We start from the raw sequence: 22,320 nt of genomic DNA, 5'->3' as shown, positions 1-22,320 counted from the left end.
ACCGTCATCGCTCGCAATGACCGCGAAGAATGACGCAGGCTGCCGCTACCGCAATCGGATTACGAGGTCCGTGCCGACATTGCCCGTCTCGCCGCTCAGCGGCTGATCGGAGATGATGATGGAGGCCCCGGTCCAAAGACGCTCGGAGATGCGCTCTCGAATGTCTTCCGGAATCTCGACGCGCTCGAGCGCCTCTTCCGCGCTCGACGACAGGGCCGAATAGGCGGGGAAGAAGTCATAGGGCGACCCGCCTGCGGCCTTGGCTTTCTTGCGCTCGCTCGGTTCGTCGCCGCTCCGCGAAGCGATCGAGACGACCGACCATTTCAGCGATCCGTCATCCGCATCGGCGGCCGTCGCGATATAAAGATGCGATCCGAGCGGCGTCTTGGGATCGCGCACATTCGCCGGGGCGTCGAAGACCGGCGCCAGACCCTGGCGCACATAGACGCGCTTATCCGCCTTGCTGATCAGCACGGAAACGGGCGCGGTCCGGAATTCGGCTTCCTTTTCAGCGGCCTGGGCGGCCTCGAACGCCTTCGCCGCGACCTGCCAACGCTGATAGGCCTCGCTCGTCTCGCGCGCATTCGCCTCCGACGCTTTCCTGACGGCGTCGAGCTTCGCCGCCGCGGCGGCGCCCTCTTCCTCGGCCTTCGCCTTTGTGGCCTCGACGGTTTCCCTGGCGGCGGCCTCCGCGCTCTCGAAGGACTTCATGGCCGCTTCCGCCTTTGCCTGCGCCGCGGCTTCGGCGGCCTTCAGCTCGTCGGCGAGGCGCAGCGCTTCCGTCTCCTTGCCGTCGACGGCCAGGAAAGCTTCGGCGTCCGCTTTGGCGGCCGCTTTTCTGTCGGCGGTCGCCTTGGCCTTGAGCCGTTCCGCATATTGGCGGGGATTGAGCTTTGGGGGTTCGGGCGGGGGCGAGGCGGTTGCGCTGGCGGCGGCGCCGGCGTCCGCCAATATTTGCAGCTTGGGCGTCGGCAGCAGCGAATGCGCGAAGGGAGCGGGCGTCACGTCATAGGGCGCGATCACCACGCGCTCGCCGATTCGGGTCATGCCCCAGAGCTTGAACGCGAAGTCCGACGGGAGGCGCACGCAGCCATGCGAGGCCGGATGACCCGGCACGACGCCGAGATGCATGGCGATCCCGGACCAGGTGAGCCGCTGCATGAAGGGCATTGGCGCGCCGGAATAGATGTTCGACGCATGCATGCGTTCGCGGCCGATAATGGTGTAGATGCCCTTCGGCGTGTCGTGGCCCGCCATGCCGGTCGAGACCGCCGAGCGGGTGACGAGCCCCTGATGGTTGTAGATCGAGACGCTCTGGTCCGCGATCGAGACGACGGCGAAGAGCGGCCGTTCGAGCCTGCCGGGCGCGGTTGGCTGCGTCGCGCAGCGGTCCCGGCCTTTCTTGGAGGCGCGGTCTTCGCAACCGCGTTGCGCGCCTTGCGCTTGCGGGTCGCCGAAGCCGATCTCGACGAAGGCGAGCTTCTCCCCCGCTTGCGCGGCCGGAAAGCAAAACGCCGACAGGAGCGCGGCGCCGAAAGCCCAAGAGAGATCGCCGCCAAAATATCTGCGCGGCCGCATGAAACTCCTCCGAATCAGGTCGGGCGCCGATTCCGTTGGCGCGAGCAAAGGAAGAGACGCAAAATCAAGAAGCTGGGAGCGCATTTCTTAGCGGAGGCCTTCCGCCCCTCGGATTCTAGAGCGCGCGGCGAAAAAGGGGAAACCGGCTTTTTTCGCGCGCTATAGGAAAACGCCGCCGCGCCGAATGCGCCCATCCGGCCCGATAAGACGACCGCACAAATAAGGCATTTGTTTACCTTTGTTTCTCAACCTGAGCCATGTCCCGTTGATAATTTCGCCGCTGATCGGATGTCTGAGGAAACCCCAGGAAGATGGTTCGAGGCCCGCGAGGCCAGCCTCGCCGCCGGCGATCGGTTGCTTTGGCTTTCGCTCGTGCTGGCGGTCGTCGGCGGCGGCGCGTGGCAGGTCTGGCGGCATGATGTGTGGAGGAGCGAAGCGCCGGTCCTCGCCATTGCGCATCCGGCGCTCGTCCATCCAAAAGGCCGGCCCGCGATCGACTTCGCGCCGACGGCCTCGATCAGACGGCGCGCGGAATAGGCCCGCAGGGGCGCTCAGAAGACAAAGATCGACGCGACGACGAAATAGGTCAGCAGCGAAAACGAATCCTGAACGACCGTGGCGACGGGCCCGGAGCCGAGCGCCGCGTCATAGCCAAGCCGCGCGAAGAGCCAGGGCATCAGAAAGCCGAAGGCCGTGGCGATCGTGCTGGCGACGGCCAGGGCGATGGCGACCGTCGTGGCGAGGCCTAGGCTCGAGAAAGCCAGCCAGATGAAGGGGAAAGCGAAGCCGCCGAGCGTGCAGCCGAGCAGGGCGCCCGTGCCGAGCTCCCCGAAGAACAGCGGCAGCAGCGCGGAATTCGTCAAGGAAAGGCCGCGGACGACCACGGTTTCCGACTGCGTGCCGACCGAGTCGGCGAGATAGACGATCGCCGGAATAAAGAAGGCCACGGCGACATGGGCGCTGAGAGAGGCCTCGAAGCGCGACATCATCGCCGTCGAGGCAGCCATGCCCGCCATGCCGAAAAGGAGCCAGGGCAATCGATACAGAGCGCGGCGGTGCGGCGGCGCCGTGAGCGCGTCCATGGCGTTCTCGGATTTGTGCAGAATGCCCGCCATCTGGTGGAGGTCCTCCACATGCTCGTCGCGCAGGATCATCATCAGCGCGCGCGGGGGGACGGCGCCCAGCAGGCGGCCCTCGCCGTCGCAGACGGCGAGGGTGGAAAGGCCGGAGCGAATGGCCTGGCTCGCGGCGTCCTCGCGGTCCATGTCGAGCGGGACGCGATAGGCTTCCGCGTCCCGCGCAATCGCGGTCAGCGGCGTCTCCTCGGCGGCGCCGAGCAGGTCCCGCATCGCCGCGACGCCGGCGAGCCGGCCGTCTCGCGCGAGCAGGAAGACATGCGACGCGTCCTCATATCGCTGGCCGATAAGGCGCGCGCGGAACTGCCCCGCCGTCTCCCACTGAGCGGCGAGGGGGATCGCGGACACGAGATAATGCGCGACGAATTGGGATGCCGCTCCGTCACGGAGCAAAGCGTCTGTCATGGGACGATGCGGCCTCGGTTCTGGCGCGGGGTCTTCTCTTCAGAAGCCGGCTGCATCTTACGAAAATGTGACGTTGCGGACGGTCTTTTTGTCGCGCTCAAGGAAATTTAAACTGTCATACAACCTTTGCGGCGGCGTCACACCTTGGCGTTTCTTCATCAACGGGAGACGCCGCGAAAGCGAGGCGCGAGCGCGCTTTCGCTTCCGGCCGGGAGACGAATGGATGAAGCCTTGGGGATTCGCGTTGGGCGCGCTGATGGGCGCCGCGGCGACCTTTTTGCTGACACGGGACGGCAAGCGGGCGCGGCCCGTGGCGAAAGCCGCGCTCAAGGCGGCGATGATGGCTTATCAGGAAGCGCGGATGCAAAGCGCAGAACTGATGGAAGCCGCGGAGGACCTCTTCGCCGAGGCGAAGGCGGAGGCCACGGCGGAGATTTTCGCGAACATGATGGCGAAGGCGCAGAAGGCGCCCGCCGACGTGAAAGCTCCGCCCCCGGGCGAAGGCTCGGTTCCGCCGGGGGGCGCGGCGCCCGAGGCCCCGCATCCGACCGGGGAGGGAGCCTGACCATGAGCGCGGAGCCGCCGGCCGCCGAGGTCTCCCATGCAATGCCGGGCCGGACGCGGCTGCGCATCGCGGACCGCCGCGGCGACGCCGCCTTTTTCGCCACCGTCGCGAGCGGGCTGTCGGCGCTGCCCGGCGTTCAGAAGGTGGAAGTCACGCCGCTGACCGGCAGCGTGCTGATCCGTCATTGGGGATCTTTGGAAAAGCTCGGCGCGGCCGCGCGGGACGCCGGAATTTTCAACCTCTCCAAAGCGCCGGCTGCGCCCGAAGCGGCGACCGGGCCGGCGTTCGATCCCAGGCTTCTCGCCGCTGCGGCGCTCGGCGGCCTGGCGCTTTGGCAGATGTCGCGCGAAAAACTCTTTCCGCCGGCGCTGACCCTTCTCTGGTATGCGGCGCATCTCGGCGGCCTGTGGAGAACGCCGGAGGGCGAATAGGCTCAGCCCCGCAGCGCCTCGGCGAGGTCGGTCGCCTCCCAGGGCAGGTCGAGTTCGGCGCGGCCGAAATGGCCGTAATTTGCGAGCCGCAGATAGAAGCCGGCGGGTCCGGCGGCGCGCGGCCGCGTCCGTAGGCGGAAGCGTCGAACGATCGCCGCGGGGCGGAAATCGAGGGCGGCGGATAGGCGCTTCGCGATCTCCCGATCGCTCCGCCGGCCGGAGCCGTAGGTCTCGACCGAGAGGCTCAGCGGTTCCGCCTGTCCGATCGCGTAGGCGACGTGGACCTCGCAGCGATCGGCGAGCCCCGCCGCGACGATGTTCTTGGCGGCGTAGCGCGCGGCATAGGCGCCTGCGCGGTCGATGCGCGAGGGATCCTTGCCGGAGAGCGCGGAGCCGCTCATCCGCGCGATCTCGCCATAGGAATCGATGCCGTTCTTGCGTCCCGTCAGACCGGCATGGCGCGCGGGGCCGCCGATTTCGAGCGGACCGGCCGCGTTGACGACGACGCGCGTCTGCGCGTCCGGGCGAAATTCGTCACAAGCCAAAGCCTCCAGCGCGAGCGCGCGCAGCCTTTCCGGCGCGTCGGGCCCGGCGGCGGCGTCAAGGGCGACGCTGAGCGAGAGGCTATGGATCCGCGTCGGGCGGGCGTCGCGATATTCGACCGAGACTTGGGTCTTGGCGTCCGGCGAGAGCGCGCCGAAGCCGCCGCGCCGCGCCGCGTCGAGCGCCTTCGCGATCTTATGCGCGCAGGAGATCGGCGCCGGCATGAGCGCCGCCGTGTCGCGGCAAGCATAGCCGAAGACATTGGCCTGCTCATGCGCGACGCGCCGCGCGATCGCCTCCTCATCGCCCTCGGCCGGCTCGGACTCGCGCGCCTCGAGCGGCATCTCGGCGAAGCTCGTGAGGATCGAGCAGGTGCGGGCGTCGAAGCCCTCGGAGGCGTAGCCCGCATCGGCGATGACCTTGCGCGCGAGCGACGGCAGATCGACCCGCGCATCGGCGGCGTATCGCGCCGCGAGAAAAACGACGCCCGTCGCCAGCGCGCATTCCACGACGACGCGCGCGCTCTCGTCCTCTCGCAGCAGCGCGTCCACCGCCGCATCGCTGATCTGGTCGCAAAGCTTGTCGGGATGGCCGGGCGTGACCGACTCGGAGGTGAAGATCATGTCAGACGACATAGCTTGCTCCATCATGGCGCGCGACGCGCGCGTCGCCCGTGCGCGTCTCGACGACGCGGCCGATGACGTCGTTTGCGAGCGAGCAGCCGATCGCGACCGCGCCGATGCGCAGCAGGTCCGCGGCGCCCAGCGGCGCCAGTCCCAGAAGGCGGCGCGTCGGCGGCAGCAATTGCGCGACGCCCTGCAGGAGCATGGATGCGCCCACGCCCGCATAGAGCTGCGGGCTCGGCCGGCGGCCGAACTCCGCCGAAAGGCCGCGCGTTTCGGACCGGCAGGAGACGGCGTGCAGCAACTGGCCGAGCGTCAATCCGTGGAAGGTGACGGTGCTGGCGCGCGCGCCCCCGCCGGCGCCGCCGGCGCTGTAATAGCCGAGGAGCGCCGCAATCCCCATCACCGAGCCTTCGCGCAGGACCCGGCGGAAGTCGCTCGGCCCCATGATCGGCGCGCCGGGGTCATGCGGCGGCTGGTCGAGAACGTCCGCCTCCGGCGGTTCGAGGCCGAGGGCGAGCGCGGGCAAGGCGTCCGTCGCGAGATTGAGCCAAAGGAGCTGCATGGGCGTCAGCGGCTCGTTGGCGTTGAGCAGGGCGGCGCCCAGCATGGTGAAGGTTTCGGACGCGTTGGTGGAGACGAGATAGCGCAGCACCTTGCGGATATTCGCATAGGTTGCGCGGCCCAGTCGGATCGCCTCGACGACGCCGTCCATGTCGTCGCTCGCGAGCACGATGTCGGCCACCTGGCGCGCGACGTCGGCGCCCTCGCCGCCCATGGCGACGCCGACATCCGCGGCGCGCAGGGCCGGGCCGTCATTCACCCCGTCGCCGGTCATGGCGACGATGCGGCCGTTCGCCTGAAGCGCCTTGACGATATTGAGCTTGTCGACCGGGCTCACGCGCGCGAAGACATGCGGCTGCGCGGCGAGGGCCGCCAGAAGCTCCGGCGGCAAATTGGCGATCTGACCCGCTTCCAGCACGCGCAATTCGCCGCCGTCATTGAGGTCGAGATTGCGGGCGATGGCGAAGGCCGTCGCGCTCTGATCGCCCGTGATCATCACCGTGCGCACGCCGGCGCGGTGCAATCGCTTCAGCGCGGGCCGCACGCTGGCGCGCACCGGATTGGCCATGCCGGCGAGGCCGAGCCAGACGAGATCGCGCTCGTCGCGCGGGTCGCCGCCGCCTTCGCGACAGGCGACGCCGAGCACGCGCAACGCGTCTCCGGCCATGCGCTCATTCGCCTTGACAATGCGGGCGCGCGCCGCCTCGTCCAGATCGACGACGCCCTGGGCGGTTTGCATTTGCGCGCAGCGCGCCAGCACTTCGACGGGATCGCCCTTCACGCAGAGAAGGCGCGCGCCTTCCGACGTTTCGCAAAGCGCGCTCATGCGCTTGCGGCCGTCGCCCCGCGCCGCGCCCGACAGCACGCGCGCGGAGAGACGCAGCGCGACCGGATCGACGCCGAGCGCGACGCCCGCGGAAAGCAGCGCGGTTTCGGTCGGCGTGCCGTCCAGGTCGAATCCTTGCCCGCCGCGCGTGGCGATCGCGTCGCTGCACAGCGTCGCGACCTCGAAGAGCCGCCGGGCTTGTTCGCGTAGCGCGCCATCCGTCGCCGCGCCATTCAGTTGCAGGAGGCCGTCGCGCAATTCGAGCGCCGCGCCGTCTATATGGACGGCGACGGCCGCCATGCGGTTCTCGGTGAGCGTGCCCGTCTTGTCGAGGCCGACGATCTCGACCGCGCCCAGCGTCTCGACCGCGTCGATCTTGCGCACCAGCACCTTGCGCTTGCGCATATCCTGAACGCCGATCGCGAGCGTCGTCGTCGCGACGGCCGGGAGCCCCTCCGGGATGGCGGCGACGGCAAGGGAGATCGCGCCCCGCAGCGTCTGCGCCAGCGGATGGCCGCGCATCATGCCGAGCGCGAAAACGATCGCGCAGATGAGTCCGTTGACGATCACGAGCTCGCGCCCGACCTCGCCCAATTCGCGCTGGATCGGCGTCTCCGGGGGACGCACGGCGCCGAGCAGCTCCTGCACGCGCCCGATCTCCGTCCGGGGGCCGACCGCGGTGACGATCGCGGCGCCGGAGCCGCCCGTGACGGCCGTGCCGCGAAAGACCATGTTGCGGCGGTCGGAGACGACGGTCTCCGGCGGCAGGAGCGCATGGGCGTCCTTCAGGGCCGGATGCGCCTCGCCGGTCAAGGGCGACTCGTTGACGCTGAGGTCGTCGCTTTCGATCAGGCGCGCATCGGCCGGCACCAAGGCGCCGCGCTCGATCGCCAGAAGATCGCCGACCGTCAGCTCAGATGAGTCGATCGTGATGCGCGCGCCGTCGCGGATGACGGTCGCGGGCTGCGGCCCCTCTTCCATGAGGCTCAGGATCGTGCGATCCGCCTCGCGCTCGGTCTTCGTGGCGATGCCGGCGTTCACCAGCACGACGGCGGCGATCATGACGGCGTCGGCGATCCCGCCGGTCGCGAGCGACATCGCCGCCGAGACCGCCAGCAGCGCGATGGGCAGGCTCGTCATCTGCTCGGCGAAAATGGCCATGGCGGAGCGCGGCTCCGCGCGCCGCAGCTCGTTCCGCCCCCATCTGGCGAGGCGCTCCGTCGCTTCCCGCGCCGTCAGGCCGTCGACGAGGCGCGCGCCGAGCCTCGCGGCGACGGCCTCGATCGGCGCGGCGTGAGAGCCTGTTTCCTCTTCGGGTGGGCTTGCCGGAGAGACGGCGGCGCTCTCGGGCGCGGCGATCGCCATTCCCATCGCCGCCGCGTCGAGCGCCGCGGCGAGCGACGCCATGGTCGCGGGAAACCGAAACTCGATCAGAGCCGATCCGGTGAGATGGCCGATCCTCACGGCGACGACTCCCGGCTGCCGCCGCAGGGACGTTTCGACGCGGGCGCGCGCCGCTTCGTCCGCGACGAGGCCGCCATGCCGCAAGCGCACCCGGCCCGGAACGGCGTCATGCACGACGCGCGCGCCGCCGGTTTCTCGGCTTTCCATGAGATGGGGAGGCTTGGTCAGAAACATCCGGCGGCCAGGGTCATCGAACTCGGCCGTCTTGTCTATTCGGCGAAGATGACAGCTCGGCGCCAGGCGCCCGATCCGGCGCGGGCCGCCGCCCGCAACATGCGGGGCCGACGCGCCGAAAGGCGCCGCTCTACCGCCCGACTTGCTCAACGAGCGCGATCAATCCCTTGAGCAGCGCAATCGGGTCGGGAGGGCAGCCGCGGATATGGAGGTCGACAGGCACGACCTTCGCCACGGCGCCCACACAGGCGTAGCCGCCCGCGAAAACGCCGCCGTCAAAGGCGCAGTCGCCGACCGCCACCACCCATTTCGGGTCGGGCGTCGCATTATATGTCCGCTCCAGCGCCTCGCGCATGTTCTTGGTGACGGGGCCCGTGACCAGCAGCACGTCGGCGTGGCGCGGCGAGGCGACAAAGCGCAGGCCGAAGCGTTCAATGTCGTAAAAAGCGTTGTTCAACGCATGGATTTCGAGCTCGCAGCCATTGCACGAGCCGGCGTCGACCGCGCGGATGGAAAGGCTGCGGCCGAGCTTGTTCCTGACCGCGCTGTCCAGCGTATAGCCCAGCTCGGCGATCGAGGCGGCTTCGGGCTCGGGCGGCGGCTCGGTCAGAGCGCGGCGCAGCAGGCCCTGAAGAAGAAATTTCTGCATCGCGGCGTCCGCCCTAGAGATCGTGCCCCGAATAGGAGCAGTTGAAGGATTTGTTGCAGAGGGGGAAATCCGCGACGATGTTGCCCTTGATCGCGGCTTCGAGGAGCGGCCACTGGAACCAGGAAGGATCGCGCAGGTGACAATGCGCGATCGCGCCGTCTTCGCCAATGCGCACAAAGGCGAAAATGTCGCCGCGAAAGCCCTCGACGAGCGCGGCGCCTTCGCGCATTGCGCCCCGCTCGGCGCGCCATTCCGCCAGGATCGGCCCTTGCGGCGCAAGGTCGAGTATCTGCGTCACAATATCGAGCGATGCGCGGATCTCGTCGAAACGAACCCAGACGCGCGCATCGACGTCGCCCTCGCGCGAGCCGCCCGTCTTAAAGGAGAGGCTGGGATAAGGCGCGTAGCCGATCGCCTTGCGGGCGTCGAAGTCGCGGCCCGACGCCCGGCCGATGAAGCCTCCGCAAGCATATTGTCTTGCGAGCGCGGCGCCGACGACGCCCGTCCCGACCGTGCGGTCCTGCAACGACGTCGTGTCGCCGAAGAGCGCCACGAGGCGCGGCGTCATGAGACGAATCCAGTCCAGCATCCCGCGCAGAATCGAAACGCCCTCCATCGGCAGGTCTCGCGCCGCGCCGCCGGGAATGACGCAATCCATCATCAGTCGGTGGCCGAAGCATTCCTTCGCCGCTCTGAGGATCTTCTCGCGAATGAGGCCGCATTGCGCCTGCATCAATGCGAAGGCCGCGTCGTTGCAGACGGCTCCGATGTCGCCGAAATGATTGGCGAGCCGCTCGAGCTCCGCCATCAGCGCGCGCAGGTGAAGCGCGCGCGGCGGAACGTCGATTTCGAGCGCCGATTCGACGGCCTGCGAGAAGGCGAGCGCATACGCCACCGTGCTGTCGCCCGAGACGCGGCCCGCCAGACGCGCGCCGCGCTCGATCGGGGCGCCGAGCATTAATTGATCGACGCCCTTATGCGTGAAGCCGAGCCGCTCCTCGAGCCGTACGATCACTTCGCCGTTGGCGGTGAAGCGAAAATGCCCCGGTTCGATAATTCCCGCGTGAACCGGACCAACGGGAATCTGGTGCAGGCCCTCGCCCGTCGCGGGCAGAAACGCATAGGGATCCGCGGCCGACTCCGCCGGCGTGCGCCCGCCGCCGGGCGCGCGCACGCCCCAGCGGCCGTGATCGAGCCAGCGCCGGCTATCTGGCGCGCCTTCGGCGACGAGTCCGTAAAGATCGCGGATCGCGCGCTCGAGGCGCAGCGCCGGCGGATGCGCGCGCCCGACCGACGGAAAATGGCCGTCCGGGCAATCGAGCGAGATGATCCGTATCGGCGCGTCCGGCTGGAACAGCGTCATATGAACCTGCGCGCCGTCGCTCCAGAGGCTCAGGAGATCGCAGCGGCCCGCGGCGAGCTCGTTGATCGCCGCGCGCCAACTCGCCTGGTCCGCCAGCCTGCGCGGCCAGGGGCGGCATTCCGGCGTGACGGGCGAGGCGGCGCTTTCCTTACGCATGACGTTCATCGGCTTTGTCCTTCGGCGCTCAACCCAGAAGCCGCGCCACATTCTGGAACCAGGAGACGAGATGCGAGGGGAGATAAAGACCCGCAAGCAGCACGAGGGCCAGATGCGCGTAGAGCGGCGCCGCCGACGCCTCGACCTTCCCCCGGCTTTCCGTCGGCTCGCCGAAGGCCATGCCGATCAATCTTAAAAGGATCGCGCCGAAAGCGACAAGCAGGCCGACGACAAGCGGAATGGCGAGCAGCGGCTGCTGCGCGAAGGCCGAGCTGACGACAAGAAACTCGCTCAGGAATATGCCCATCGGCGGCATGCCGACAATCGCCATGACGCCGATGACAAATCCCCAGCCGAGCGCCGGATGGCTTTCGGTCAGCCCCCTGATATCGGCGATTTTTTGCGTGCCTTTCGCCTGCGCGATGTGGCCGACCGCGAAGAAGATCGCCGATTTGGCGAGGCTGTGCATCGTCATGTGCATGAGCCCCGCGAAATTGGCGAGCGGACCGCCAATGCCGAAAGCGAAAGCGATAATGCCCATATGCTCGATGGAGGAATAGGCGAAAAGCCTTTTGACGTCGTCGCGCCGGTAGAGCATGACGGAGGCGAAGATCAGCGAGGCGAGGCCGAGCGCGATCAGCAAGGGACCCGGCGTCATCGCCGCCGCATTGGCGGCGAGCAGCATCTTGAAGCGAAGCACGGCATATAGCGCGACATTCAAAAGCAGGCCCGACAGCACCGCGGAAATCGGCGTCGGCCCCTCGGCGTGGGCGTCGGGGAGCCATGCATGCATCGGCGCGAGACCGACCTTCGTGCCATAGCCCAACATTAGAAAGACGAAGGCGAGGTTGAGCAGGCGCGGACTGAATTGAGCGGCGGATTGCTGCAGCGACGTCCACACCATCGCGTCATATCCTTGGCCGATCACGGGCTCCGCCGCCAGATAGACGAGAATTGTGCCAAACAGCGCGAGCGCGATGCCGACGCTTCCGAGAATGAAGTATTTCCACGCGGCTTCGAGCGCGTGGGGCGTTCGGTAGACGCCGACCATCAGCACGGTCGAGAGCGTCGCCACTTCGACGGCCACCCACATGAGGCCGATATTCGCCGCGAGCAGCGCCAGATTCATCGCGCACATCAGCGCCTGATACATCGCGTGATAAAAACGCAGATTGGCCGCCGTCAGCTTGCCGCAATCGATCTCGTGACGGATGTAGCTCGCGCTGTAGACGCTCGTCGTGAGGCCGATGAAGGTCGAGAGGACGACGAAGACGATGTTGAGATCGTCGACAAAGAGATAGGCGCCGGCTTCCGGCTCGGTGAACAGCAGAATGAGGGCGAAGAAGAAGGTGACGCCGGACGCGGCGATGTTGATCTGGGACGCCCGTTGATAGTCCGGCTGAAAAGCCAGCGCGCCGGCGGCCGCCGCGGGCACGGAGACAAGCGCGTTGGAGATCAGGAGAAGATTATTCGTCATTTGCCCTCTCTGCGAACGCGATGGAGCTGATAGAGGTCGACCGTGTCGAAGCGCTCACGAATGCGGAACAGGAAGATTCCGATGACGATGAAAGCGATCAGCACCGAGAAGGCGACGCTTATTTCTACGACGAGCGGCATGCCGTTGGCGCCGGCCGCGGCGAGCATCAGGCCGTTCTCCAGCGACATGAAGCCGATGATCTGACTGACGGCGTTGCGCCGGGTGACCATTATGAGAAGGCCGAGCAGCACGATGGCGAGCGCGAAGGCGATGTCCTCGCGCGCCAGCGGATCGGCGCCCGGCGTCGCCGGCAGCATCACGACGAGCGAAAGCGCCGTGAGGAATATTCCGACGAGCATGGTGACTCCGACGCCGCCGATCATTTCGACCGTGCGATGGATGCGCAGGCGCTTGATGATCGCGCGCAGGCTGATCGGAATGACCAGCGCCTTGAAGATGAGCGCGATCCCGGCGGTGACGTAGAGATGCGGCGCCCGCTGAACATGCGCCTGCCAGGCCACGGACAAGGTGAGGATGAGCGCATGCATCGCGAAGATGTTGATGAGACCGGAGAGACGGTCCTGATAGAGCAGCATGAAGCTCACGAGCACGAGCGCGCCCGCGAGAAGTTGCGCGATGTCGAGCGAGAGATGCTCCATCTAGAGGCTCCAGGTGACGAAGACGAGCAGCGTTCCGAGCAGCCCGAGCATCAGGCCCACGCCAAGAAAGTCGGGGACGCGAAAAACGCGCATCTTCGCCGTCGACGTCTCGAAGAAGGCGAGAAGAAAGCCGGCGACGGCGAGCTTCAGCGCGTAAGTCGCGCCGCCTGTCGCCATCGCCTCGAGTCCCGCGCCATGGGGCGCAATGCCCCAGGGGAAGAAAATGCAGCCGACCAGCGAGACATAGAGCAGCAGCTTGAGCGCCGCGGCGAGCTCGATGAGGGCGAGATGACGTCCGGAATATTCGAGAATCATCGCCTCATGCACCATCGTCAGCTCGAGATGCGTCGCCGGGTTGTCGACCGGAATCCGGCCATTCTCGGCGATGGCGACGATCAGAAGGCCGACGAGCGCCATGCCGATCGAGACGCGCAATTCGACATTGGCGAGCATATGCGCGGCGATCGCGGAGAGCTGCGTCGAGCCGGCGACCAGCGAGACGGTGAAGACGATCATGATCGTCGCGGGCTCGGCGAGCGAGCCGAACATCGCCTCGCGGCTTGACCCGATTCCGCCGAAGCTCGTGCCGACATCCATGCCGGCGAGCGCGAGCAGGAAACGCGCGCTGCCGAGCAGCGCGATGATGGCGATCAGATCGGCCGACCAACTGAATGGCAGGCCCAATGCGAAAGTGGGGGTGAGCGAGGCGGCGACCCATGTCGCCGCGAAGATGAAGTAAGGCGCCGCGCGATAGAATGGCGACGCGTTCTCCGCGAGAACGGTCTCCTTGCGAAGAAGACGCAAGAGATCCCGCCATGGTTGGAGGATCGGCGGCCCCTGCCGGCGCAGCAGGCGCGCCTTGATCTTCCGCAGGAAGCCGATAAGCAGCGGCGCGAGCGCCAGCACGAGCGCCATCTGAAAGAATTGCGCGAGCAAGCCGAGGATGGCCGTCATTTCGCCACCCCCACGAGCAGCAGCACGAGCGCGCCGAAGACCAGAGTGAGATATTCCTGGATCGACAGGAAATTAAGCACGTTCATCCGGTTTGCGGCGCGCGAGACGAACCGGGTGATCGGAAGATAGAGATAGTGGAAGATGCGGTCGTGAATCTGGACGCTGAACCGCGCGGGGCGCGTCTCTCCCGGCAGCGGCATGTCGAGACTTTCGCGCACGCCGAAAGCGATGACGCCGAGCGTCCGCCGGACGGGCTGCGCGAAGCTCGAACCCGTATACTGCGCGGCCGCGCTCGGCTCGATATATCCGCAATCCCATGCGGGCGCGCGCCGCGTGGCTTTCGATCCGTATTTGTGAATAAGCCAGCGCGCGCTCCAGGCCGAGGCGAGAATGAACAAGAAGACGAGAAGGCCGTTATAGGAGCTGCGGCTTTCCGCGACCGGCGCCATTGAAAGCCAGGGAATCTGGTTTTGCGCCGGCATTCGGCCGTCGACGAACTGGCTCGCGGCCGGCGAGATCGTGTCGATGAAAACGCCGGGGAGCACGCCGGCCAGGAGCGACAGGCCCAGCAGAAACGACATGGCGCCCAGCGACCAGCGATCGACGTCGCGCGCCTCCCGCGCCTGCGCCGAGCGCGGGCGGCCGAGAAAGACGACGCCAAAGGCGCGGATGTAGCAGCCGGCGCCGAGCGCCGCGCTCAAGGCCAGCGCGACGCCCACCGCCGGCACAAGCAGCTTCAACACCCATTGCGGCATGGACGGGCTGAGCAGAATCGCCTGAAAGACGAGCCATTCCGAGGCAAAGCCGTTGAGCGGCGGCAGCGCGGCGATTGCAAAGCAGCCGCCCAGAAAGAGGAAGGCGGTCTTCGGCATGGCGTGGATCAATCCGCCGAGCCGCTCGATATTGCGCTCGCCGGTCGCGGCGACGACCGCGCCCGCGCCGAAGAACAGCAGGCTCTTGAACAGCGAATGATTGAAGACATGGAACAGCGCCGCGCTGAAGGCGAGCGCCGCGGGCACGGGGAGGCCGTTCGCCTTGAAGGCCAGCGACAGGCCGAGCGCGATGAAGATGACGCCGATATTCTCGATGGTGCTGTAGGCGAGCAGCTTCTTCAGATCGGTCTGCACCGTCGCGAACAGAACGCCGACGAGCGCGCTGAGCGCGCCGAAGGTCATCGGCTCGACGCTCCACCAGAAAGCCGGCGCGCCCAGAAGATCGAAAGCGACGCGGATGAAGCCGTAGACGGCCGCCTTCGTCATGACGCCGCTCATCAGCGCCGAGACATGACTGGGCGCCGCCGGATGCGCGAGCGGCAGCCAGATATGCAGCGGCGCGAGTCCGGCCTTCGAGCCCGTTCCGACGAGAACGAGCGCCAGCACGAGCCCCGCCTTCCATGCGTCTTTCGGGGCCTCCCGGATCGAGGCGAAATCATAGGCGCCGCCGACGCCGCCCAGAACGCCGAACGCCAGCAGCAAGGCGAGCGTGCCGAAGCTCGCCATCAGGAGATAGATGTAGCCGGCCTGGCGGTTTGCATGCTCGTGGTGATGCGCGAGAACCAGCGCCCAGGAGGCGAGCGACATGAATTCCCAGGCTATGAGAAAGGTAAAGGCGTCGTCCGCGAGCACGACGAGGTTCATCCCCGCGAGAAAGGCCGCATAAAAGGGCGCGACGCGCATCGGGTTCTTTTCATGCGCGCCGTAGCCGACGGCATAGGCGCTCGCGGCGGCGCCGCCGAGATTCACCACCGCGACGAAGAAGGCGCTCAGCACGTCGAGACGCAGCCGCATGCCGATCCATGGCAGACCGAGCGGCAGGCGCGCCTCGAGAATATTCGCGCCGCGCGGCGCGATCGCGGCGACGAGCAGCGTCGCGCAAATTACGAGGCAAGCGCGGTAGACCAGCTCGGCGATGCGGGGCCGCCTGGGGTTGCAGACCGCGAAGACGCTCACGCCGAGCAGCGCGCCGACGCAGGCCAAAGCGAGGTAAAGGGGCATTTAGGTTCCTTGCCTTTGGCGCGGCGCGGGAGGCCGGCGCGCCGGCGTTTCAGACGGGCGGGCGCGCGGGCTCAGCAGGCGCGCTTTCTGGGCGCAAGGGGGTGGTTCGAGCTGGCGACATGGGCGTCGAGACCGAGGATTTCGGCGTGGCCGCCTTTGTTCTCGTAGTCTTCACAGAAGTGATGGAGATTCTCCATCACCGTGTGATCGACCAGCGCGGCGTTCGAGAGATCGATGAACACCGTCTGGCCCGGCGGCGCCTTGGCGAGGTCGTTCTTCAGGGCGAGATAATTGCCGAAGAACGCGGCGCCGCTCACCCGGACATGGAAGACGCCGGGCTCCGTTTCGGCGACGTCGCGCTCGATCTTGAAAACCGCGCGCCAATTCACCGCGCGCCAGAAGTGGAAGACGAATTCCGCGAAGATGCCGATCGCGACGCCGATGAGGAGATCAGTGGCCAATACGCCGATGATCGTAATGACGAAGACGCCGAGCTGATCCCATCCGATCTCCAGCGTTTTCTTGAACTGGCTGGGCGAGGCGAGACGAAAGCCGGTGAAGACGAGCAGCGCCGCGAGCGCCGCAAGCGGGATTTCGTGCACGAGGCGCGGAAACAGCGCCACGAAAACGAGCAGAAACAGGCCATGGAAGAAATTGGCCCAGCCCGTGCGCGCGCCATTGTTCACATTGGCCGAACTGCGGACGATCTCCGCGATCATCGGCAGGCCGCCGATCATGCCGCAGATCACATTGCCCACGCCGACGGCCGCCACGTCGCGATTGAGATCGGAGGAGCGCTTATAGGGATCGAGCTTGTCGACGGCCGCCGCCGACAACAGGCTCTCCAGGCTGCCGACGAGACAGATCGCGACGACCTGCTGCCAGAACAAGGCGTGGCCGATCAGCGAAAAATCCGGAAAGGCGAAGCCCGAGAAGAAATTCTGGGGGATGGTGACGAGGAATTTCGGGCCGATCGTGAACTCGTGATGCGGCAGGAACTGATTATCCGGCAGGAAAAGATAAATATGCTCGTCGTCGAGATCGAAATATTGGCCGAGCGCCATGCCGGCCAGGACGACGACGAGCGGCGCCGGGACCATCTTGAGATAAGGATTTTTGACCAGTTGCCAGGCGACGAGAATGAGCAGGCCGGCGACGCCGATGGTCGCCACTTCCGGATTCATGTCGCGCAGGCTCGAGGGAATGGCGGCGATCGTCTCGAAGAGAGACTGCGCCTCCGGCTTCACGCCGAGCATCACATGAACCTGCTTGGCCATGATGATGACGCCGATCGCCGCCAGCATGCCATGCACGGCCGAGGATGGAAAGAAGGCGCTCATCTTGCCGGCCTTCATCAGGCCCATGAGAATCTGGATGACGCTGGCGCAGACAATGGCGGCGAGCGTGTAATGATAGCCGGCCTTGGCGTCGCCTTCGCCGAGCGCCTGCACGGAGTCGAGGATAACGACGATCAGGCCGGCGGCGGGGCCGGCGATCGTGACATATGAGCCGTTGATGCGGGAAACGAGCAGGCCGCCGACGATCGCGGTGACGATGCCGGCCTGCGGCGGAAAGCCGGAAGCCATGGCGATGCCAAGACATAAGGGCAGCGCGATCAGAAAGACGAGAAAGCCGGAAATGATGTCCGCTTTCCAGTTCTCCGCGAGACCTGCAAAGCCCTCTTTCGGGGAAGCGGCTATGATTGTCGCACTCGTCATGATTTTCGGGGGCTCCATTTCTCCGCCGTCGGCGGGTCGAAATTTCTGGCCGCTTTCGAATGGCGATCGGCGAGGATTAACGAGGTTCAAAATAGGAAGAGGCTGTTTCCGTAAAATCTCAGGAGCCGGAGCTATATTTCTGTTGCATTTCCGCACGCGCCTTAGTTTCGCCCGGTTTGGCGGCCGCAAGGCAAGGGCGACGCCAATGCTGTTCGGCGCGGCTCCGGATTCGAGCGGCGGCGAAGAGGCGGCGTAGGCTGTCGATCCCCGCGCCGGCCGAGCTTCGCTCAAGCGGTCGACATCGGACCGCCTTGCGCCGCCTGAAACTGCACCAAATCGGCGGCGAGATATTCGGCGCTGTTCCCGCATTCTGGACAGACGGCGCGAAACAGCGCCGTTCCGGATATTTGGAGCGCGCCCGTATTTGTCGGCTCGTTCAAAATCGCGAAATGCCGACGGCAATGCGCGCACGCGAAACCGAGATACCAATCCCCCGGGATCAGACTCGACAACGGCGCGGCGTCATAGCTTCCCGTGAACTGAATGCCTTGAGCCATCGCGACGCCCCTTTGTTTCCCCACGAGCCTTCGCGGCTCCCGCAGGAAATAATGTGGAGCGGGCGAAAGCCTTGGATCAGTCCTCGGCCGCCTTCCTGAGCGCAAAATACCGAGCGATCCTGAGCGCCGCCGGATCGGAGGCGGCGCGATCAGCTCCTCGTCCAAGGCGACGCGCGCGCGGCTAACCGGAGCGCCCGGTCGGACCGCCACGAGGCGCATTGGATGGAACTTGCCTCCGCCTGCTCTCCGAGGCGCCGCGCTCGCCTTACGCGCTCCGCCAACCCGCATTGCTTGGACTGGTCCGATTGAGCGCGTCTCCCGGGTATGGCATGCTCCACGCATGTTCATCCGAAGCGAAATCTCTTACGCCCTCATGCTCTCCGTTCTCGTCGGCGTGTTTATCGTCGCGCTTTGGCTTGCGGCCGCCTAAGCGGGTCTGCTGCGCCGGGAAAGAAGAGGATCAGGCAGTCAAGCCTGTGGGCAATGCGCTGTTCGGCTTACGCTATGAGCGCCGGCGTCCAAGCCTCGCAGGCGGCTCGACGATCCGCTTCCTCGCCGCCGCCTCGCCCTCACCCCGACCCTCTCCCCGCGCGTGGGAGAGGGGGAGGCCGCCGCGGGAGAACTGGCGCCGCCCCCTCTCGCCGCCTGCGGGGAGAGGGCTGGGGTGAGGGGCGAAGCCGCATCATGAAAGCAGGGAAATTTCGACCTCGATCTGAACCCGGCAGTTTGACGCCAAATAAATCGAGGCGAAGCTTCCAAGCTATAGCACGAACCTTAAGGCGCAATATTGGTTACTTCAATAATGGCGGATTGGCCCGCCCGGCCGCTTAAGGAGTTGGAGCCATGGTTGCGGTGGAGAGTCTCTATCTTGCGGCGCTTCTAAGCGCCTTCATTGGGTTGATCGCGTTGTTTGTCTTGTCCGGCGCGGAGGTCGCGCGCACGGCGGGGATGAAAAACTTTCTCGTCGGCGTCATTGTAACCGCCGCGCTCGTGTCTGTCGGATCGCTCTTTGTATATGCATTGAGCCCGCACGCCGCCGCGCGCTCCGTTTACGGTTCGGCTCTCGCTTCGTCGACGGAATTGGCGAGGGAAAGCTAAAAGACATGCGCGAGCCAGGCTGGCTAGTTGCCCGAGCGCCCGTTCGTCCTAATTGAGGAGGTCTAGAAGAGAGGTGATGGCGGATGATGGTCGCTTTTTTTATGGCCCTTGTCGTCGTGGCCTCGCTGGCGTTTCATTTTCTAAGCCCTTGGCGGCCGACACCGATCGCTTCAAATTGGGGCTTCATTGACGACACGCTGGCGCTGACCTTCCTCGTAACGAGCTTTGGCTTCGTCGCTGTCGTCCTGTTCATGTCCTACTGCCTGTACAGGTTCCGACATCAATCTGGCCGGCGCTCGACTTATGAGCCGGAGAATCGAAGGCTCGAGCTTTTGCTCGGCGGGATAACGACCGCCGCCGTGATCCTCCTGCTCGCGCCCGGCCTTTCCGTCTGGACGAGTTTCATCACGCCGCCGGCGGGCGCGATGGAGGTGGAGGCCGTCGGCGCCCAGTGGAGCTGGAGCTTCCGCCTTCCGGGCGCCGACAAGCAGTTTGGCGCGACCGACGTTCGGTTCATCGACGCGAACAACGCGTTGGGCGTCAGTCCGGCCGATCCGAGAGGGCGCGACGATCTGATCGTCACCAATGGCGAGCTGCATCTGCCGGAGGGCAGGCCCGTCAAGGTGCTGCTGCGCTCCGTCGACGTTCTGCACGACTTCTACGTGCCGCAAATTCGCGCCAAGATGGACCTCGTCCCAGGCATGGAAACCTATTTCTGGTTCACGCCGACCAAAACCGGCCAGTTCGAGATCCTCTGCGTCGCCTATTGCGGCGTCGGCCATCCCCAAATGCGCGGCGTGCTGATCATCGATTCGGACAGCGACTATCGAAACTGGCTGGCGGCGCAGCAGACATTCGCGCAAATGCGCAAGGCCGGGGCCTTTTGACTTGCGGGAGGGAGTGCTGATGACCGACGCCTCGATCGAGGAGGATGGCGTTCCGTCCCAGGAAGTCGAGGACGTGGAGCTGTATCACCCGACGTCGTGGGTGACGAAATATGTTTTTTCGCAAGACGCCAAGGTCATCGCGATTCAATACGCCTGCACCGCCATCGCGGTCGGCGTCCTGGCGCTCGTTCTTTCCTGGCTGATCAGGCTGCAGCTCGCCTTTCCGGGCGCCATCCCTTTCATCGACGCCAATGTCTATTATCAGGCCGTGACCATGCATGGCATGATCATGGTCGTCTATATGCTCACGGCGATCTTTCTCGGCGGCTTCGGCAATTATCTCATTCCGCTCATGATCGGCGCGAGGGACATGGTCTTTCCTTTCGTCAATATGCTGAGCTACTGGGTCTATCTGCTGGCGACGCTCGTTCTCGTCGCGAGCTATTTCGTCCCCGGCGGCCCGACCGGCGCCGGCTGGACGCTCTATCCGCCTCAGGCGATCCTCACCGGAACGCCGGGCCATGAATGGGGCATCATATTGATGCTCTCATCGCTTATCCTGTTCATCGTGGGCTTCACGATGGGCGGCCTCAACTATGTCGTCACCGTGCTGCAGGCGCGCACGCGCGGCATGACGCTCATGCGCATGCCGCTGACCGTCTGGGGAATTTTCACGGCGGCGGTCATGGCGCTTCTCGCCTTTCCCGGTCTGTTCGTCGCCTGCGTGATGCTGCTGCTCGACCGCACCTTGGGCACAAGCTTCTTCGTTCCCGCGATCGTCGAGATGGGGGAGCGGCGCGACTATAGCGGCGGCAGCCCTATTCTCTTCCAGCACCTCTTCTGGTTCTTTGGCCACCCCGAAGTCTATATCGTCGCCCTGCCGGCTTTCGGCATGGTGTCCGATCTCATCAGCGTCCACGCGCGCAAGAACATCTTCGGCTATCGCATGATGGTCTGGGCGATCCTCGCGATCGGCGTGCTGAGCATGGTCGTCTGGGGCCATCATATGTACGTGAGCGGCATGAATCCGCTCTTCGGCTTCTTCTTCGCCGTCACGACGCTCGCCATCGCCGTGCCGACGGCCTTGAAGGTCTATAATTGGGTGGTGACGCTCTGGCGGTCGGACATTCATTTCACGTCGGCGATGCTGTTCGCGCTGGGCTTTCTCGTCACTTTCGTCAATGGCGGCATTACGGGGCTCTATCTCGGCAACGTCATCGTCGACGTGCCGCTCTCGGCGACGCTTTTCGTCGTGGCGCATTTCCATATGGTCATGGGGGTCGCACCCGTCCTCGTCATCTTCGGCGCCATCTATCATTGGTTCCCGAAGATCACCGGCCGCATGATGGACGAGCGCCTCGGCAGGATCCATTTCTGGATCACCTTTCTCGGCGCCTACGCCGTCTTCTTCCCCATGCACTATCTCGGGCTCGTCGGCGTGCCGCGCCGCTTTTACGAATTGGGCGATATCGCCTTCGTCCCGCATTCGGCCGTGGGGCTGAATATCTTCATGTCGGTGACGGCGCTGGTCGTCGGCTTTTCGCAGCTCATTTTCTTCTACAATGTCTTTATAAGCCTGAAGCGAGGCGCGCCGGCCGGCGGCAATCCCTGGCGCGCCGCCTCGCTGGAGTGGCAGACTCCCGAGACGCCGCCGGGCCACGGCAATTGGGGGGACGAGCTCCCGATCGTCTATCGCTGGCCTTACGGTTACAGCATTCCCGGCGCGCCGGACGATTTCGTTCCGCAAAACGCGCCGCCGCTCGCCGGAGAGCATGCGACATGAGCGTCATGGGCCTCTTCTTCATCTTCGTCTTTTCCGTCGCGCTCGCTTATCTCTGGCGGGAAGGCGTATTGGAGGCGCCGTGGCTGCGGGAGGGCGAGATCGCCGCCTATCGCGGGAAAAGCGGGCGTCCCCCCAATGCGGCGAAAGCCGGTCTTGTCGTCTTTCTCGCCGTGGCGCTGTGTCTCTTCTCGCTGCTCACCGCCGCTTTCTTGATGCGGATGGGCGCATATGATTGGCAATCTCCTCCGTTGCCGCGAATCCTTTGGTTCAATACGGCCGCGCTCGTCGCAGCGAGCGGCGCGCTGCATGTCGCGAGCGCCTCGGCGAAGGACGGTTCCAGCGAGCGGATGAAGAACGCTCTTTGGGCCGGCGCCGCCGCGAGCGTAATTTTCCTGTTCGGGCAGCTATGGGCGTGGCGAGAAATGATCGCCGACGGCTTCTACGCGTCGCGGAATCCGGCGAACGCATTTTTCTTCCTGCTTACCGGCGCCCATGCGATTCATTTGATCGGCGGACTTGCCGCGCTCTTCAGGACGATGTTTCACGCTTTATCGAAAGCGCCGGGCAAATCGCTGGCGACGACGGTGGAACTCTGCGCCGCATATTGGCATTTTCTTCTCGCAGTCTGGTTGCTTCTCTTTGCGCTGCTTATAGGGTGGGGCGATGGTTTCGGCGCCATTTGCCGCCGTCTCCTTGCATGAGGAAAGGATCGCCGC

General features: G+C 65.7%; 18 protein-coding genes. 6 read left to right on the top strand and 12 right to left on the bottom strand.

The features are described 5' to 3' along the window. Positions 1-45: 45 nt before the first annotated feature. Positions 46-1,578 (bottom strand): L,D-transpeptidase, encoded by a 1,533-nt coding sequence (locus tag ACV7JP_RS01235; protein ID WP_457797469.1) that lies wholly within the window; start codon positions 1,576-1,578, stop codon positions 46-48. Positions 1,579-1,866: 288 nt separating this feature from the next. On the opposite strand from ACV7JP_RS01235, the gene ACV7JP_RS01230 reads away from it, so the two are divergent. Continuing rightward, positions 1,867-2,115 (top strand): hypothetical protein, encoded by a 249-nt coding sequence (locus ACV7JP_RS01230; protein ID WP_457797468.1) that lies wholly within the window; start codon positions 1,867-1,869, stop codon positions 2,113-2,115. Between the two features lie 14 nt (positions 2,116-2,129). On the opposite strand, the gene ACV7JP_RS01225 is transcribed toward ACV7JP_RS01230, so the two are convergent. Then, on the bottom strand, positions 2,130-3,062 hold the full coding sequence (locus tag ACV7JP_RS01225; RefSeq protein ID WP_457797467.1) for a magnesium transporter: 933 nt from the start codon (positions 3,060-3,062) through the stop codon (positions 2,130-2,132). Positions 3,063-3,342: 280 nt separating this feature from the next. Between ACV7JP_RS01225 and ACV7JP_RS01220 the strand changes: the two genes are divergently transcribed. Then, positions 3,343-3,684: a DUF5132 domain-containing protein gene (locus tag ACV7JP_RS01220; protein WP_457797466.1), complete on the top strand. Its 342-nt coding sequence runs from the start codon at positions 3,343-3,345 to the stop codon at positions 3,682-3,684. Positions 3,685-3,686: 2 nt separating this feature from the next. Next, positions 3,687-4,115: an HMA2 domain-containing protein gene (locus ACV7JP_RS01215; RefSeq protein WP_457797465.1), complete on the top strand. Its 429-nt coding sequence runs from the start codon at positions 3,687-3,689 to the stop codon at positions 4,113-4,115. 2 nt (positions 4,116-4,117) lie between these two features. Here ACV7JP_RS01215 and metK read toward each other — a convergent pair whose 3' ends face one another. The 10 genes from metK to ACV7JP_RS01165 form a co-directional block, all read right to left on the bottom strand. Further along, positions 4,118-5,293 carry a methionine adenosyltransferase gene (gene metK / locus ACV7JP_RS01210; protein WP_457797464.1) on the bottom strand — a complete coding sequence of 392 codons (1,176 nt, stop codon included), beginning with the start codon at positions 5,291-5,293 and terminating at the stop codon, positions 4,118-4,120. Beyond that, positions 5,283-8,282 carry an HAD-IC family P-type ATPase gene (locus tag ACV7JP_RS01205; RefSeq protein ID WP_457797463.1) on the bottom strand — a complete coding sequence of 1,000 codons (3,000 nt, stop codon included), beginning with the start codon at positions 8,280-8,282 and terminating at the stop codon, positions 5,283-5,285. The genes metK and ACV7JP_RS01205 overlap by 11 nt, the downstream gene beginning before the upstream one ends. A gap of 157 nt (positions 8,283-8,439) precedes the next feature. Next, positions 8,440-8,958, bottom strand: coding sequence for an NADH-quinone oxidoreductase subunit B family protein (locus ACV7JP_RS01200; RefSeq protein ID WP_457797462.1), 519 nt, complete (start codon positions 8,956-8,958; stop codon positions 8,440-8,442). Positions 8,959-8,971: 13 nt separating this feature from the next. After that, positions 8,972-10,486, bottom strand: coding sequence for a hydrogenase large subunit (locus ACV7JP_RS01195; RefSeq protein WP_457797461.1), 1,515 nt, complete (start codon positions 10,484-10,486; stop codon positions 8,972-8,974). 19 nt (positions 10,487-10,505) lie between these two features. Continuing rightward, positions 10,506-11,954, bottom strand: a complete 1,449-nt coding sequence (locus ACV7JP_RS01190) for a hydrogenase 4 subunit F (RefSeq protein ID WP_457797460.1) — start codon at positions 11,952-11,954, stop codon at positions 10,506-10,508. Then, a complete protein-coding gene (locus tag ACV7JP_RS01185) occupies positions 11,951-12,613 on the bottom strand; it encodes a hydrogenase-4 component E (protein WP_457797459.1) in 663 nt (220 codons plus the stop codon). Before ACV7JP_RS01185 ends, ACV7JP_RS01190 begins: the two co-directional genes overlap by 4 nt. Beyond that, positions 12,614-13,567, bottom strand: a complete 954-nt coding sequence (locus ACV7JP_RS01180) for a respiratory chain complex I subunit 1 family protein (RefSeq protein WP_457797458.1) — start codon at positions 13,565-13,567, stop codon at positions 12,614-12,616. Further along, complete coding sequence (gene hyfB / locus ACV7JP_RS01175) at positions 13,564-15,561, bottom strand: hydrogenase 4 subunit B (protein ID WP_457797457.1); 1,998 nt, start codon at positions 15,559-15,561, stop codon at positions 13,564-13,566. Before hyfB ends, ACV7JP_RS01180 begins: the two co-directional genes overlap by 4 nt. 71 nt (positions 15,562-15,632) lie before the next feature. Next, positions 15,633-17,279 carry a SulP family inorganic anion transporter gene (locus ACV7JP_RS01170; protein WP_457797456.1) on the bottom strand — a complete coding sequence of 549 codons (1,647 nt, stop codon included), beginning with the start codon at positions 17,277-17,279 and terminating at the stop codon, positions 15,633-15,635. A 287-nt stretch (positions 17,280-17,566) separates the two neighbouring features. Next, positions 17,567-17,836, bottom strand: coding sequence for a hypothetical protein (locus ACV7JP_RS01165; protein ID WP_457797455.1), 270 nt, complete (start codon positions 17,834-17,836; stop codon positions 17,567-17,569). Positions 17,837-19,017: 1,181 nt separating this feature from the next. Between ACV7JP_RS01165 and ACV7JP_RS01160 the strand changes: the two genes are divergently transcribed. From ACV7JP_RS01160 to ACV7JP_RS01150, 3 genes are read left to right on the top strand one after another with little or no spacing between them, the layout of a single operon-like run. Then, complete coding sequence (locus ACV7JP_RS01160) at positions 19,018-19,821, top strand: cytochrome c oxidase subunit II (RefSeq protein ID WP_457797454.1); 804 nt, start codon at positions 19,018-19,020, stop codon at positions 19,819-19,821. Positions 19,822-19,840: 19 nt separating this feature from the next. Beyond that, entirely contained in the window at positions 19,841-21,604 is a 1,764-nt protein-coding gene (locus ACV7JP_RS01155; RefSeq protein ID WP_457797453.1) for a cytochrome c oxidase subunit I, read from the top strand. Further along, positions 21,601-22,305 carry a cytochrome c oxidase subunit 3 gene (locus ACV7JP_RS01150; protein WP_457797452.1) on the top strand — a complete coding sequence of 235 codons (705 nt, stop codon included), beginning with the start codon at positions 21,601-21,603 and terminating at the stop codon, positions 22,303-22,305. Before ACV7JP_RS01155 ends, ACV7JP_RS01150 begins: the two co-directional genes overlap by 4 nt. Positions 22,306-22,320: the final 15 nt, after the last annotated feature.

The organism is Methylocystis sp. S23 (genome assembly GCF_054106005.1).
This window is presented reverse-complemented; position numbering and strand designations above follow the sequence as displayed.

Bases quoted from the DNA above. Each gene is read 5' to 3' on its own strand.
- ACV7JP_RS01235 (WP_457797469.1), bottom strand. From the start codon at position 1,578: ATGCGGCCGCGCAGATATTTTGGCGGCGATCTCTCTTGGGCTTTCGGC.
- ACV7JP_RS01230 (WP_457797468.1), top strand. From the start codon at position 1,867: ATGTCTGAGGAAACCCCAGGAAGATGGTTCGAGGCCCGCGAGGCCAGC.
- ACV7JP_RS01220 (WP_457797466.1), top strand. From the start codon at position 3,343: ATGAAGCCTTGGGGATTCGCGTTGGGCGCGCTGATGGGCGCCGCGGCG.
- ACV7JP_RS01215 (WP_457797465.1), top strand. From the start codon at position 3,687: ATGAGCGCGGAGCCGCCGGCCGCCGAGGTCTCCCATGCAATGCCGGGC.
- metK (WP_457797464.1), bottom strand. From the start codon at position 5,293: ATGTCGTCTGACATGATCTTCACCTCCGAGTCGGTCACGCCCGGCCAT.
- ACV7JP_RS01205 (WP_457797463.1), bottom strand. From the start codon at position 8,282: ATGGAAAGCCGAGAAACCGGCGGCGCGCGCGTCGTGCATGACGCCGTT.
- ACV7JP_RS01200 (WP_457797462.1), bottom strand. From the start codon at position 8,958: ATGCAGAAATTTCTTCTTCAGGGCCTGCTGCGCCGCGCTCTGACCGAG.
- ACV7JP_RS01195 (WP_457797461.1), bottom strand. From the start codon at position 10,486: ATGAACGTCATGCGTAAGGAAAGCGCCGCCTCGCCCGTCACGCCGGAA.
- ACV7JP_RS01190 (WP_457797460.1), bottom strand. From the start codon at position 11,954: ATGACGAATAATCTTCTCCTGATCTCCAACGCGCTTGTCTCCGTGCCC.
- ACV7JP_RS01185 (WP_457797459.1), bottom strand. From the start codon at position 12,613: ATGGAGCATCTCTCGCTCGACATCGCGCAACTTCTCGCGGGCGCGCTC.
- ACV7JP_RS01180 (WP_457797458.1), bottom strand. From the start codon at position 13,567: ATGACGGCCATCCTCGGCTTGCTCGCGCAATTCTTTCAGATGGCGCTC.
- hyfB (WP_457797457.1), bottom strand. From the start codon at position 15,561: ATGCCCCTTTACCTCGCTTTGGCCTGCGTCGGCGCGCTGCTCGGCGTG.
- ACV7JP_RS01170 (WP_457797456.1), bottom strand. From the start codon at position 17,279: ATGACGAGTGCGACAATCATAGCCGCTTCCCCGAAAGAGGGCTTTGCA.
- ACV7JP_RS01165 (WP_457797455.1), bottom strand. From the start codon at position 17,836: ATGGCTCAAGGCATTCAGTTCACGGGAAGCTATGACGCCGCGCCGTTG.
- ACV7JP_RS01160 (WP_457797454.1), top strand. From the start codon at position 19,018: ATGATGGTCGCTTTTTTTATGGCCCTTGTCGTCGTGGCCTCGCTGGCG.
- ACV7JP_RS01155 (WP_457797453.1), top strand. From the start codon at position 19,841: ATGACCGACGCCTCGATCGAGGAGGATGGCGTTCCGTCCCAGGAAGTC.
- ACV7JP_RS01150 (WP_457797452.1), top strand. From the start codon at position 21,601: ATGAGCGTCATGGGCCTCTTCTTCATCTTCGTCTTTTCCGTCGCGCTC.